We start from the raw sequence: 13268 nt of genomic DNA, 5'->3' as shown, positions 1-13268 counted from the left end.
CCGCTGCAGGTGGCGTGGAGGTCTCATTCCTGGACGATTTCCAGATCCTCGTCATCGTCGATGCCGGCTTCGTCGTCCTCATCTTCTTCATCATCGAAGACCTGAAGGGGTGTAACTTCGTTGTAAGCCTCGTAGAGTGCGTCTTCATAAACCTCGAACGCATCCGCGACCGCAAAAAAAGCCGCTTCCACAGCGGGATCGCCATCGCCACGCCGGTTGGATGCTGCTATAAGGTGTTCTTCCAAGGCGGTTGTCAAGGACTGAAGCGCGACACGCGGATCGATGCTCATGACTTCACGTTAGCCGGAAAAGGACGAAAATGGAGAGCAATGAAGGAACATTTTCTCACCAGCTCGGTCCAGCGGGAACGGGACATTCTGAGGCAGTACGAGTACCTCGTGCTGACGGTCAGTCCTGACGATTCACTGCCTGACGCCAGGCGCCGGCTCGTGGAACATTCCGAGTACGGCAAGTGGGAGCTGGAGCGCAGCAAGCTGTACTTGGGCGGCGGCAGGCGCTTCTGGCTCCGCCGCCGGGTGATGCAGGTCCAGCGAACCGTTTAGGGCTGCACAGGCCAGGGATTCACCGGCCGCCGGCCCGTTCAGGCCTCCAGCGGACCCAGCCAGGCGTTCGCCACCGTGTTGTGCGCCGACTCATCGTCTGACGGGTGGAACATCCCCGCCAGCACGTCCCGGTAGAGGCGTTCAAGTTCTGACCCGCGAAAGTAGCTGGACCCGCCACTCACCCTGATGGCCAGGTCCACAACGCGGCGGGCCGTTTCCGTTGCATTGACCTTCAGTCCCACAAGTTTGGGAAACCATTGCGGCCCGTGCTCAACGAGGGCATCCACATCGCGGGTGACAGCCAGCAATTGGGGGTAGAGGATATCCATGGCCATGGCAGCCTCCGCGACCTTCCAGCGGATGTCCGGATCCTGGGCATAGCTTCGGCCGGCGTTCTTGAATGATGTCCGGCGCTTGACCGCCTCGACACCCACGTTCAGCGCACGTTCGCCGATGCCGGTGTACACGGCGGCCAGCAATGACTCGAAGCAGGCGAAGATGGCGAAAATGAGCGGATCGGCGTTGGGCGCCACGGGGAGTTTCCGGAAGATCCGGTCCGGGGGGACCTCGACGCCGTCCAGGACGGTGGTGTTTGACTGGCTGGCCCGCATGCCCAGGGTGTTCCAGTCGTCCAGGATGGTATAGCCGGCAGCGCCGCGCTCGATGAATCCGTGCACCAGTTCCCCTTCGCCTCCCCTGGCGAGTGTGTCCTTGCCAAAGATACCCAGCCGCGTCCAGGCAGGCGAGAGGCTGGTGAAGATCTTGGTACCCGTGAAGCGGTACCCGCCGCCCGGCAAGGGCGCGGCTGCCGTTTTTGAATCAAAGAGGACTGAGTCATTGCCGGCTTCGGAATTGCCGAAGGCATAGATCTCGCCGCGGGCAGTCTCCTGCAGGACGAAGTCAAGGGAACGGTCGCCCCTTGCGGCCAGGACATGGGCGACGCCGGTCCAGACCAGATGCATGTTGATGGCCAAAGCGGTGGCCGGGGCAGCCGTAGCAAGCCGCCGCTGGCACTGCGCTGCCGCCTCGAGCCCAAGCCCCAGGCCGCCGTCGGACGCAGGCACAAAGAGCTTGAGGTAGCCGGCCGCGGTCAGCTCCGCAAGGTCCTCAACGAAGAAGGTGTTGTCCAGGTCGTAGCCCGCAGCCCGGCCGCGGACAGCCTCCAGGAGCGGCTCCGGGAGAACTTCCTCGGGCGTCATCTCCTGTCCGGCTCAGTAGTTCGTGAGGAGTGTGTTGAGAACCCGCGCGCCGAACTTCAGGGAATCCACCGGGACCCGCTCGTCCACGCCGTGGAACATCCCGGTGAAATCGAGATCGTCGGGCAGCTGAAGGGGAGCGAAGCCGTAGCCCGTGATACCAAGCCGGCTCAATGATTTGTTATCAGTGCCGCCGGAGAGCGTATAGGGAAGCACCTTCGCGCCCGGGTCCTCGGTGTGCAGTGCGTCGATCATGGAATCCACCAGGTTCCCGGCGAACGGGACCTCGAGAGAGACATCGTTGTGGACGTAGCTGACTTCGACACCGGTCCCTGCGAGCTCCCGCACAATCTCCAGCACGTGGTCCTGCTGGCCCGGGAGCGTCCGGCAGTCCACCAGGGCCTCAGCCGATTCCGGGATGACGTTGTGCTTGTAGCCGCCCTTGAGGAGCGTGGGGTTGGTGGTGTTCTGCAGGGTTGCCCCCACAAAGCGCGCCACAGTGCCGAGCTGGTCCAGCAGCCGGTCAGGATTGTCGGGATCGAATTCCACCCCCGTGAGTTCTGTCACGCCGTCCAGGAACTGCCGTGTGGTGGGCGTCAGCTCAATGGGCCACTTGTACTCGCCGATCCGGGTTACCGCCGCAGCCAGACGGGTGACGGCGTTGTCCGTGTTGATCTGGGAGCCGTGGCCCGCCCGGCCGTGCGCCACCAGCCGGAGCCAGGAGATGCCCTTTTCAGCCGTCTGGAGCAGGTACGTGCGCTGCCCGCCGATGGTTGCCGAGAACCCCCCTACTTCCGAGATTGCTTCGGTTGCGCCTTCGAAGAGCTCGGGCCGTTTGTCGACGGCGTAGCGGGCACCGTACTCACCGCCGGCTTCCTCGTCGGCGAAGAAGGCAAAGATGATGTCGCGCTTGGGCTTTCGCCCGGACCTGGCCAAATCCCGCATCACGGCAAGGATCATGGCGTCCATGTCCTTCATATCCACGGCTCCGCGGCCCCAGATGAGTCCGTCCTTGAGTTCGGCACCAAAGGGATCCACCGACCACTGTTCACGCAGGGCGGGAACGACGTCAAGGTGCCCGTGGACCACCAGCGCGCTGGCGGACGGGTCGTCGCCGCTCATCCGGGTGACAACATTTGCCCGGCCAGGCGCCGACTCGAAGATCTCGGCAGAGAGGCCCACTTCTTCGATCAGGCCGGCTGTATATTCGGCCGCCACCCGCTCCCCCGGCCCGGAGCCGTCTCCGTAGTTCGACGTGTCGATCCTTATGAGTTCCTGGCAGATCCGGACAACTTCATCTTCGGGACGGATTTCAGTCATTGGGCACTCCTCATGAAGGTGGCGGCTGCTGGGAACCAAGGGCGGATTCGCTTGCCTTCAGCCTACCCATCCGGGCCGATTTCATGTTCCTGGAAAGTTCATGTAGAGTCTTTCTCGCTGCTTCGGAGAAAAGCGAAACGCTGAAAGGCGGAAACGATCTCCGAATTACCACCTGCGCGGGTGGCGGAATGGCAGACGCGCTAGCTTGAGGTGCTAGTCCTCGAAAGGGGGTGGGGGTTCAAGTCCCCCTCCGCGCACAAACGGGAAGACCCCTGAAATCCATGGATTTCAGGGGTTTTTTCTGCTTCCGGGCAGGGACTCCGGCACAATACGGAGGCAGACAGCCGGGCGGAATGGTGGCGCCGAAACCAGTGGGAACACCGGCAGGTCCAAACCCCGCCGAACACCGCCCCGATCCCCGACAGAAGGACAACCGCGGCCGGGCACCGTGCTCAGGTGGCTGCCGCCAGGGTGCCCAATGTCACCCGACACCGATTCCACCGGGTGTCCGCACGGAAATATTGGCTCCGCAGAGAAATTTTCCCGCCAAGCTATTGGGGAATACCCGCCGGATGCTGTACGTTGCATACGCGACAGACGAACCAAAGAAAAGAGATACACCTAAGTGGCAACCGATTACGACGAACTTCGCTCCGACGTCAAGGAGTCGCAGGACAACTCACTCGAGGCACTGCAGTCCGCCAATGCACCGGACGCCCGCAGTGTCGTCCTCGAGCTCGATGAGGCCGACGGGCTGGATGGCGCCGGCGTTCCCGGGGGCGAATTCGTTGCCGAGGAACTGGTCGTGCAGGTTATCCCGCAGGCTGAAGACGAGTTCACGTGCTACTCCTGCTTCCTGGTCCGGCACCGCTCCCAGATTGCGCGGCAGAAAGACGGACACAGCTACTGCACTGACTGCGAAGGCTGATTGAAGAACACCCGATAGTTTTCCGTGGCGGCAGAGTTCCGCCAACAGGAAGTTAAGGCACGCCCACGCACAGTAGGCGTGCCTTTCCTGTAACAGGCTTGGGCCGAAGGCTCAGGAGAGACGGCTGCGGACGATCTCGCTGACTGCCTTGCCGTCGAAGCGTCCGGCGACTTTGGCCGTGACAGGCTTCATTACGGCGCCCAGCTGTCGCATGCCGGGCTCCACGCCTTCATTCCGCAACCCGGCGATGGTCTCGTCCACAATTGCCTCGACTTCCAAGACTGTCAGGGGCTGGGGCAGGTAGGCCTCAATGATTTCCGCCTCGGCGACCTCAGCTGCCGCCCGTCCGGATTCTCCGGCTTCCGTGTAGATCCTTGCGGTGTCACGACGCTTCGCAGCCTCTTTCTGCAACAACGAGGTCACTTGGGCGTCGTCCAGGACAATGGGCGTCTTTCCCGACTTCTCCCGTGTTTCGATCTCGCCCAGGACATTGCGCACCGTTGTCAGCGCGGTTTTGTTCCGCTCCTTCATGTGCACCACAACATCAGCGTGCAGGCGTTCCTTCAAAGTGGTCACGGCATTCCTCAATTCGTTGAGCGCCCCGAACCGGCAGGGCAGCAGGACAGCGGTGAACCATCCCTCTAGTACCGTAGAGGGCTATGGCTGACAATCACTACTCCCGGTCCGGCTGGGAAAGACCTTGATTCCCGAGCAATTGTGGCAACGGATCATTGAAGCCTTCAACCGTGCCGCCATCCCCCAGGTAACTGTCGCTGAACTGGCGGTGGTGCTGGCCCTGGCGACTGCACTGTCCGTTCCCCGGGCGACCTGGAAGTACTTTGGACTGCTGGCCACCGCCACCCACGAACTCGGCCACGCCTTCGCCGCCGTCATGAGCGGCCAACGACTCGGCGGGATCCGGCTCCGGTTGGACCACTCAGGAACAACCACCAGTTACAGCCGAGGCCGGGCCGCCGCCGTCTGGTCAGGGTTCTGGGGCTATCCGGTTCCTGCACTGACCGGCGCTGCCCTGGTAACTTCCGGTTTTGCCGGCTGGGGTCCGGCCGCCTTGGCCACCGGAACCCTGATCCTCCTGGCTTCGCTGGTGTTCATCAGGAACGTGGCGGGGCTGCTGATCACCGGCCTCGCCGTTGCCAGCGGAGGGGTGCTGGTCCTCGTTGTGCCGCACAATTTCACTGGCCATGTTGCCATCGTTCTGGGCTTGGCATTGCTGGTGGCCGCCGTCCGGGACCTCGCCAAGCTGACCAATGTGCATCTGCGACGCCGGGACAGGCTGGCCAGCTCCGACGCCTACCTGCTCTTCCGTGCAACGTCCATACCCTCCGGCGTCTGGATCGCGCTCTTTGTCGCCGTTATTGCCGGTTCCTGGCTGGTTGCCTGGCAGCCCATCTCGGCAGTCCTGGCAGCCGGAGCCTAGGCTGGTCCCCATGAGCCAGGAAACTTCGAGCGGGCCGGAGGCCACGAATGCCGACGACGGCGACAGCGCGGACAGAGCCGAACACACCACCCGGGGCGCGTACGTGACCGGCGGTGCCGAGTTCAACCGGGACACGAACTACATTGAGGACCGGATCACCCACGACGGCCGCCCCGGCGTCAATGGCGAGCCCGGATGGCGTGTAGAGGCCGGCCGGTACCGGCTGATTGCTGCCAGGGCGTGCCCGTGGGCGAACCGGACGGCGATTGTGCGGAGGCTCCTCGGGCTGGAGGATGCCCTCTCCCTGGGCCAGCCCGGCCCTACCCACGATGCACGGTCGTGGACCTTTGACCTCGATCCGGGTGGTGTGGACCCGGTCCTTGGCATCGAGCGCATCCAGAGCGCCTATTTCCGGCGGTTCCCGGACTACCCCCGGGGCATTACGGTGCCGGCCATCGTAGAGGTTGCAAGCGGTGCGGTGGTCACCAACAACTTCCCCCAGATCACCCTGGACTTTGCCACCGAATGGACCCGCTTCCACCGGGCCGGAGCGCCTGACCTTTACCCGGAACACCTCCGCGCCGAAATTGACGCCGTCAACAAACGCGTCTTCACGGAGATCAACAACGGCGTCTACCGGTGCGGGTTTGCAGGTACTCAGGAGGCCTACAACTCCGCCTATTCCCGGCTGTGGACCGCCCTGGATTGGCTCGAGGATCACCTCACCGGACGGCGGTACCTTGTGGGTGACACCATCACGGAGGCCGACGTCCGCCTGTTCACCACCCTGGCCAGGTTCGATGCTGTGTACCACGGGCATTTCAAATGCAACCGGCAAAAGCTGACCGAGCTGCCCGCCCTGTGGGGCTACGCGCGGGATCTTTTCCAGACGCCCGGATTCGGCGACACCATCGACTTTGTCCAGATCAAGCAGCACTATTACATCGTTCATGAGGACATCAACCCCACCGGGATTGTGCCGCAGGGCCCCGATCTGTCCGGCTGGCTGGAGCCCCATAGCAGGGAAACACTGGGCGGCCGGCCGTTCGGCGAAGGCACTCCCCCGGGCCCGGTGCGTTCCGGCGAAGAAGTGTCCCCGGGCCACGGAGCGGCCGCAGCGCAGGAAAGCGCTTTCTAACCGGCTAGGCTGGGCGCATGCAGAAATCTCATGGCTTTGCAGCGCCCGGCTACGAGGGCGTTTTGGATCTGTTTGAGGCCCTCCTTGCCGCGGATCCGCAATACAGTGCCCAACTCGCCGCCTACCAGGACGGCGTCAAGAAAGTGGACCTTGTTGGCGGACCACATATCACGGCCAATTCCATCACCGGGGCGTATTCGGTGTCTAAAGGCGTGGCGGCCCTGGTAATTTCCCTACTCGTCCAGGATGGGCTGCTTGACCTTGACCAGACGGTGGCGCACTACTGGCCCGAGTTCGGTGTCCACGGCAAGGACCGGCTGCTGGTGCGTGAAGCCCTGTCCCACCAGGCCGGCCTGTTGGGCGTCGAGGATGGATTCGCATTGGACGAATTCACCACTTCCCGGGCCGCGGCAAGGTTGGCTGCGCAGACGCCGGCATGGCGACCCGGTACTTGTTTCGGATACCACGCCCTCACTATCGGCATCATCATGGAGGAACTCTGCCGGCGGGTCACAGGAACCAGCCTTCAGAGCCTCTATGACCACCGCATCCGCACGGCCTACGGCATCGACTTCTTCCTGGGACTGCCCGAACAGCTGGAACCGCGCTACCGTGCCGTCCTCTACGACGTCGATCCCCTTCAACCATGGCTTGATCCACTGAGCCTGAACGGGCTAAACAGCAACGCGGCGGTCAGCTCAATCATGGAACTTCCCAATCGGCGGTCCGTGCGCGTCGCGGGGATGAGTGCCGCCGGCGGTGTGGGTTCGGCGGAGGGCCTCGCCAGGCTCTACGCCGCGGCCACAACCGGTGTGGACGGCCTGGCTCCCTTGCTGACCCCTGAGACGGCCAGCGCCATGTCCCAGGAGCAGGTGTGGGGCCTGGACCGGATGTCGGGACTGGACAACGCATTTGCCGTGGTTTTTATGAAGCCGCACGTGTCGCGGAATTTCGGTAGCTACCGAGCCTTCGGCCACGAAGGAGCAAACGCTGCTCTGGGGTTCGCCGATCCCGCGTACGGTCTCGGCTTCGGTTACATCCCGCAGCGTGCGGAGGACGGACGCACCCAGGGTAAAGCGCACCGGCTGGCGGCGGAAGTTCGGCGAGCCGTGTCTGCCTTGTCGTAGGAAGCGGCTGCACCTAATGTGGGGCGGATGGGTGACAATCAAGCGCAGCCGCAGCGCTGGGCGGCCGGCGGAACCAGCCTCCTGAGGAACTCGGTGGCCGGTCTTTCGTCAGCAGTAACGGTTCAGCGCTTGCAGCTGGCAGCGAAGGCCGCTTTAGCCGCCGGCCTCGCTTTTGCTGTTGCTCCCCTGATGCCCGGATCCGCTGCCGAGTATCCGTACTACGCGCCGCTCGGGGCGCTGGTGTCCATGTACCACAACGTGGCCGGATCCTTCCGGCATGGTCTGCAAGCACTCGTCGGACTCGCCCTGGGTATTGGGCTGGCCTTTGCACTGGTCAGCGTCGGTGATCCGTCCCCGCTGACTGTGGCGATCGTTATGGGCATGGGTGTGTTACTGGGCGGCCTCCCCCACATCGGCTCGGGCAGTGATTGGATTCCGACGGCGGCGCTGCTGGTTCTCCTCGTGGGTGGAAGTAACAAGGACGATTTTTCCTTCGGCTACCTGATTCAGATGGGCGTCGGCGTCGGCGTGGGCATTGCCGTCAACTTCCTGGTCTTTCCTCCCCTGCACTTCGACGCGGCAGCCGCCAGCCTGGGCAAACTCCGGCTGGCCCTCGGGCAACAGTTGACCGACATGGGAGCGGCCCTGACTGAAAAGTGGCCTCCCGAGCATGAGAACTGGTCCCGACGGTCAACTGAGCTGGCCGAAGCCACCAGCACAGTCCGGCATCTAATCCAGGAGGCTGACGCGAGCCGCCGGGCCAATCCGCGCAGGCGGCTACATCCCCGCGATGTGGATCTCGACTACCGGAACCTTCGTGCTCTGGAGCGGGTGACATTCCACATCCAGGACATGACAGAAGTGCTGTCGGATGTCATTTGGACAGAGGACGCGCCGTACACGGTCCCTTTCGAGGACAGTGCACCCCTGGCAGCGGCCATAACCGCTACGGGTGAGCTCCTGGCCTCGCTCGACGGTGAGGATGAAGCAGACCAGCGGCGGCTGTTCGCTGCCGCAAAGTCAGCGGTGGAGGCCGGCATTGCAGCAGTTAAGGTGCGGGCCCAGGAAGATTCGACCATGACAGCGTCCGAGTCCATCCTCCTGAGCCTGCACCGTATCCTCCGGGCTGCACGGCCGGCGTCCTAGAGCGGTGCCACCGAGCCGCTGAAGTGGCGGCGGCCTGAGCGGGGGTTCCACGCCACAAAGCCGGCCCGCCGCCAGTCTTCGCCAGGCGTCTGCGCCGTGGTGATATCCAGCGCAACGCGGGCCGGCAGGAACACCGGCGCCTCGAACGTGACATCCCACGTGAACGTTTCGCCCTTGGCCGGCCCAACATCCGCGAGGGCCCTCGAGGCCAAGTACATGCCGTGCGCAATGGAGCGTCGCATGCCCAGGGCCCTGGCAGATAGCACGCTCAGGTGGATTGGGTTAAAGTCGCCTGAAACAGCCGCATACGCCCTTCCCGTGTCGACCCCCAAGTCCCAAATCGCGGTGGGGTCCGGGGGCGTGAACCCGGTTTGGCCGTTGTGGGGGGTCGGCTTGTCGATGCCGGGGAGGAACACGCCCTTCGCCAGATAGGAGGAGCGCCCGGTCCACTTGATGTCAGGCGTACCGGCGCCACGGATTTCGGCCACCACCTCAAGTTGTGTGCCGGCCCGGTGACCCTGGAGATTCTCGACCCTGGCCTGGATATCCAGGGCGTCGGTGAAGAACACCGGCGACCTCTGCTCTACATGGTTGCTCAGGTGGATCATGCCCAGGAGCGGCAGCGGGAAATCGTCACGGTTCATCACACTCATGGCCAGCGGGAATGCCAGCGCGTGGAGGTACCCGGCCGGCAGGGTGTCCCTGGCGGTCAGTCCGATGAGGTGCTGGTACGCGGTGAGGTTCCCGACGTCGGCCGTAACCCCGCGCACTTCGTGGCCGGTGACCGGAAGGCTTGATCCGTTGTGCGTGCCCAGCACGCGGCGTCGCGCCGCCTGCGCGGCGGCATTGACGTACAGCTTGGACAGGGATGGCATCTCCCCCAGGATGACCGGCTGGACCGTGCTCATGCCCCCACCAGGTTCTGTCCGCAGACCCGCAGCACGTCGCCGTTGATGCCTCCGGCGGCGTCGCTCCCCAGGAAGGCAATGGCCTCCGCGACGTCGGAGGGTTGGCCGCCCTGCTGCAGCGAATTCAGCCGCCGGCCCACTTCCCGGACGGCAAACGGGATCCGCGCTGTCATGTCTGTTTCGATAAAGCCGGGCGCCACCGCGTTGATGCTCCCGCCGTTGGCCGCCAGCAGCGGCGCGGAAGCGTGCACCATCCCTATCACGCCGCCCTTGGATGCCGAGTAGTTGGTCTGCCCACGGTTGCCCGCAATGCCGCTGGTGGATGCCACCGAAACGATCCGTGGTGAATTGCGGAAGTGCTCAGAGGCCAGGAGTGTTTCGTTGATTCTGAGCTGGGCGGCAATGTTGATGTTGAGCACGGAGCTCCAGCGGGCGTGGTCCATGTTGGCCAGCAGTTTGTCCCGGGTAATGCCGGCGTTGTGGATGACGATGTCCAGGCGGCCATGACGCTGCACGGCGTGCTCGATGATCCGCTGCCCGGCATCCTCCCGGCTGATATCCAGCTGAAGCGCCGTCCCGCGGACTTCGTTGGCAACGGCCGCCAAATGGTCCCCGGCCGCGGGGATGTCAACGAGGACCAGGGTGGCACCGTCCCGGTGGAGGGTCCGGGCAATAGCCGCACCGATGCCGCGGGCGGCACCGGTCACCACGGCAACCTTGCCGGCAAGTGGCTTCTCGAAATCCGGGGGCAGCTGACCCTGTTCGGTTCCGACCGTCAGGAACTGGCCGTCCACGAATGCAGACCGGCCGGACAGGAAGAACCGCAGGGCGGCAAGAGCGCTGGGGCTGGTGCTCTGGACACCCTCGGCCAGGACGATGCCGTTCGCTGTTGCGCCGGCCCGGAGTTCCTTGGCCAGGGACCGCAGGAAACCATCCACGCCTTGCCGGGCAGCTGACTGTGCCGGGGACGCACTTTCAGTGGCTGGTCGGGAGACAGTGATGACGCGGGCGCTGGCGCCGAGATCACGCAGTGAGGCCGCAGCGGACAGCACAGGCCTCTCAAGATCCTCCGGCCGGTTCAGCTCATCCAGGACCAGGATGATCGCGCCAAGTTTTTCGCGGGGTACCGCGTGGCGCCGTACGTCCAGATCCCAGGAAAGCAGCTTGGCGGCCAGTTCGTCGGCTCCGGGGGTGTTGCCCTGGACCAGGATGGGGCCGGTGGCTAGGGGCTGGCCCGGCGTGTAGCGGCGTAGCAGGACAGGGCGGGGCAGGCCCAGCCGTTTGGCGATGTTCTTGCCTACGCCCTGGTTGACCAGGGTGGTGTATTTGTCCGTCATCCGGTGCCCCTAGAGTGCTTCGAGAATTGCGACGACGCCCTGGCCGCCGGCGGCGCAGATGGAAATAAGTCCGCGCGCAGGCCTTCCGTCGACCGTTCCTTTGGCCTCCAGCATCTTGGCCAGCGAGGCCACGATGCGTCCGCCGGTGGCCGCGAACGGGTGGCCCGCGGCCAGTGAGGAGCCGTTGACGTTCAGCTTGGTGCGGTCGATGCTGCCGAAGGCACCCTCGAGTCCCAGTCGGGTGCGGCCGAACTCCTCATCTTCCCAGGCGGCCAGTGTGCTCAGGACGGTCCCCGCAAACGCTTCATGGATCTCAAAGAAGTCGAAGTCGTCCAGCGTCAGTCCGTTGCGGGCCAGCAGCCTCGGGACAGCGAACGCGGGGGCCATAAGCAGGCCGTCCTTGCCGTGGACGAAGTCCACAGCAGCAGCTTCTCCGTCAACCACGGCGGCGAGCTTCGGCAAGTCGTGGGCAGCAGCCCAGTCTTCGGATGCGAGCAGGACCGTCGATGCCCCGTCGGTCAGCGGCGTGGAGTTTCCCGCCGTCATGGTGGCTTCGGCGCCCAGGCTCTTCCCGAAGACAGGCTTGAGCGTAGCCAGCTTTTCCAGCGTGGTGTCCGCCCTCAGGTTGGAGTCTTTGGCAAGGCCGCGGTACGGCGTCAGGAGGTCATCAAAGAAACCCGCGTCGTACGCGGCGGAAAGGTTGCGGTGGCTGTTGAAAGCCAACTCATCCTGCGCCTCGCGCGAAATGTTCCACTGCGCGGTGGTCAGCGCCTGGTGCTCACCCATGGACAGGCCGGTGCGCGGCTCCCCCGTACTCGGAGCGTCGGGGGCCAGGTCCTTGGGCCGCAGCCGGCTGAGTACCTGCAGGCGCTGGGGCAGGGTCTTGGCGCGGCTGAGGTCCAGGAGCACCTCGCGGAGGCCTTCACTGACAGCAATGGGCGCATCCGACGCCGAATCCACACCACCGGCGATCGCGGAATCGATCTGGCCCAGCTTGATCTTGTTGGCCAGGCCCAAAACCGTTTCCAGGCCGGTGGCGCACGCCTGCTGCAGATCGTAGGCCGGGGTCTCCGCCGACAACGCCGAACCCAGGACTGCCTCGCGGGTGAGGTTGAAGTCCCTGGAGTGCTTGAGCACGGCCCCGGCCGCAATCTCGCCAATCCGCTCATCCTGGAGCCCAAACCTGGCAATAAGACCGTCCAGTGCGGCGGTGAGCATGTCCTGGTTGGAAGACTTTGTATAGGCTCCACCGGACCGGGCAAACGGGATCCGGTTTCCACCCACAATCACGGCCCGGCGGACCGGGCGCGCCATGCCGGACGGCGTGGGGTTGGTGAATTCCTGGGGTCCGGTGCCGGACTGTCCATTGACGGACATGAGTGACTCCTCTGATCTGCGACGGTTACCGATACCCAGCGTACCTGATACGCTGAGTATCGTGAACAACCTCATCTCAGAAGCCCCGTCGCCGGCTGCCGGCGGAAATGCCGACGGCCGCTCGGCCCGCTGGCAGACCCACCGGGAGGAACGACGCCGGGAGCTCATCAAGTCCGCACGTCGGGCGGTCCACGCACTAGGCAGCGACGCCTCCATGGAGGAGATTGCAGCCGCCGCCGGAACATCGAAGTCAGTCTTCTACCGCTATTTCGGCGATAAAGCCGGCCTCCAGCACGCTGTTGGGGAAGTAGTCCTAAGCCAGATGCAGCGTAAGATCCGCGAAGCGGCACAGGGCGCCCAGACCCCTCGGGAGGGGCTGCTGGCCATGATCTCGGCCTATCTCCAGATGGCGGAAACCAGCCCCAACGTCTACAGCTTCGTGACGCGCTATGCGCCGGTGGACTCGGACGGTCGGCAGGGATCGGCGGCCATCTCCGGAGCCTTGGGCCACTTCTTCGATTCCATCGCGGAGATGATCGCCGCGCCGATGCGGACGCACCTCGGCGACGGCAAGGAGGCCGTGATTGGCTATTGGCCCACGGCGGCCATCGGCCTGGTCCGGAATGCCGGCGAACAATGGCTCAGCACACCTGATTCCGCGGCGAAGCCTGACCAGGAAGCCATGGCCCGACAGATCACGGCGTGGCTGTGTGTGGGAATCGCCCCCGAACTTATCCCTGTCACCGCGACATGATGCCACCACAAGAACCACACACCCTCCTGTCAGAAC

Annotated in this window: 14 protein-coding genes and 1 tRNA gene; 8 read left to right on the top strand and 7 right to left on the bottom strand. The window is 64.3% G+C overall.

Annotated elements, in window-relative coordinates:
• Positions 1-23 precede the first annotated feature (23 nt).
• Entirely contained in the window at positions 24-290 is a 267-nt protein-coding gene (locus ACZY0Q_RS02640; protein ID WP_463914343.1) for a hypothetical protein, read from the bottom strand.
• A 39-nt stretch (positions 291-329) separates the two neighbouring features.
• On the opposite strand from ACZY0Q_RS02640, the gene ACZY0Q_RS02635 reads away from it, so the two are divergent.
• Positions 330-563, top strand: coding sequence for a DUF5703 family protein (locus ACZY0Q_RS02635; RefSeq protein ID WP_056339951.1), 234 nt, complete (start codon positions 330-332; stop codon positions 561-563).
• A 38-nt stretch (positions 564-601) separates the two neighbouring features.
• Here ACZY0Q_RS02635 and ACZY0Q_RS02630 read toward each other — a convergent pair whose 3' ends face one another.
• Positions 602-1762 carry an acyl-CoA dehydrogenase family protein gene (locus ACZY0Q_RS02630; RefSeq protein WP_463914340.1) on the bottom strand — a complete coding sequence of 387 codons (1161 nt, stop codon included), beginning with the start codon at positions 1760-1762 and terminating at the stop codon, positions 602-604.
• A 12-nt stretch (positions 1763-1774) separates the two neighbouring features.
• Positions 1775-3079, bottom strand: a complete 1305-nt coding sequence (locus tag ACZY0Q_RS02625; protein ID WP_463914337.1) for a M20/M25/M40 family metallo-hydrolase — start codon at positions 3077-3079, stop codon at positions 1775-1777.
• Positions 3080-3253: 174 nt separating this feature from the next.
• On the opposite strand from ACZY0Q_RS02625, the gene ACZY0Q_RS02620 reads away from it, so the two are divergent.
• Together ACZY0Q_RS02620 and ACZY0Q_RS02615 are read left to right on the top strand one after the other, a co-directional pair.
• Positions 3254-3336, top strand: a tRNA-Leu gene (locus tag ACZY0Q_RS02620).
• 368 nt (positions 3337-3704) lie between these two features.
• Entirely contained in the window at positions 3705-4007 is a 303-nt protein-coding gene (locus tag ACZY0Q_RS02615; RefSeq protein WP_056339942.1) for a DUF4193 domain-containing protein, read from the top strand.
• A gap of 111 nt (positions 4008-4118) precedes the next feature.
• Here the strand turns inward: ACZY0Q_RS02615 and ACZY0Q_RS02610 are convergent, their stop codons facing one another.
• The gene (locus ACZY0Q_RS02610) at positions 4119-4583 is read right to left on the bottom strand and encodes a GatB/YqeY domain-containing protein (RefSeq protein ID WP_463914335.1); all 465 of its coding nucleotides are present in this window, start codon (positions 4581-4583) and stop codon (positions 4119-4121) included.
• A 124-nt stretch (positions 4584-4707) separates the two neighbouring features.
• Between ACZY0Q_RS02610 and ACZY0Q_RS02605 the strand changes: the two genes are divergently transcribed.
• From ACZY0Q_RS02605 to ACZY0Q_RS02590, 4 genes are all read left to right on the top strand, one after another.
• Positions 4708-5445, top strand: a complete 738-nt coding sequence (locus ACZY0Q_RS02605) for a M50 family metallopeptidase (RefSeq protein ID WP_463914332.1) — start codon at positions 4708-4710, stop codon at positions 5443-5445.
• Between the two features lie 10 nt (positions 5446-5455).
• A complete protein-coding gene (locus ACZY0Q_RS02600; RefSeq protein WP_463914329.1) occupies positions 5456-6583 on the top strand; it encodes a glutathione S-transferase family protein in 1128 nt (375 codons plus the stop codon).
• 17 nt (positions 6584-6600) lie between these two features.
• Complete coding sequence (locus ACZY0Q_RS02595) at positions 6601-7710, top strand: serine hydrolase domain-containing protein (protein ID WP_463914326.1); 1110 nt, start codon at positions 6601-6603, stop codon at positions 7708-7710.
• A gap of 93 nt (positions 7711-7803) precedes the next feature.
• Positions 7804-8856, top strand: coding sequence for an FUSC family protein (locus tag ACZY0Q_RS02590; protein ID WP_463916223.1), 1053 nt, complete (start codon positions 7804-7806; stop codon positions 8854-8856).
• Here ACZY0Q_RS02590 and ACZY0Q_RS02585 read toward each other — a convergent pair.
• From ACZY0Q_RS02585 to ACZY0Q_RS02575, 3 genes are read right to left on the bottom strand one after another with little or no spacing between them, the layout of a single operon-like run.
• Positions 8853-9764: a MaoC family dehydratase gene (locus ACZY0Q_RS02585; RefSeq protein WP_463914323.1), complete on the bottom strand. Its 912-nt coding sequence runs from the start codon at positions 9762-9764 to the stop codon at positions 8853-8855. The two genes, ACZY0Q_RS02590 and ACZY0Q_RS02585, sit on opposite strands and share 4 nt — an antisense overlap.
• Positions 9761-11101 (bottom strand): 3-oxoacyl-ACP reductase, encoded by a 1341-nt coding sequence (locus tag ACZY0Q_RS02580; protein WP_463914320.1) that lies wholly within the window; start codon positions 11099-11101, stop codon positions 9761-9763. The genes ACZY0Q_RS02585 and ACZY0Q_RS02580 overlap by 4 nt, the downstream gene beginning before the upstream one ends.
• A gap of 9 nt (positions 11102-11110) precedes the next feature.
• Positions 11111-12478, bottom strand: coding sequence for an acetyl-CoA C-acetyltransferase (locus ACZY0Q_RS02575; RefSeq protein WP_463914318.1), 1368 nt, complete (start codon positions 12476-12478; stop codon positions 11111-11113).
• 61 nt (positions 12479-12539) lie between these two features.
• On the opposite strand from ACZY0Q_RS02575, the gene ACZY0Q_RS02570 reads away from it, so the two are divergent.
• Positions 12540-13232: a TetR/AcrR family transcriptional regulator gene (locus tag ACZY0Q_RS02570; RefSeq protein ID WP_463914315.1), complete on the top strand. Its 693-nt coding sequence runs from the start codon at positions 12540-12542 to the stop codon at positions 13230-13232.
• The last annotated feature ends 36 nt before the right edge of the window (positions 13233-13268 follow it).

The organism is Pseudarthrobacter lactosi (genome assembly GCF_055412785.1).
Note: the sequence above shows the minus strand (reverse complement) of the source record. Positions and strands in the feature narration are given on the sequence as shown.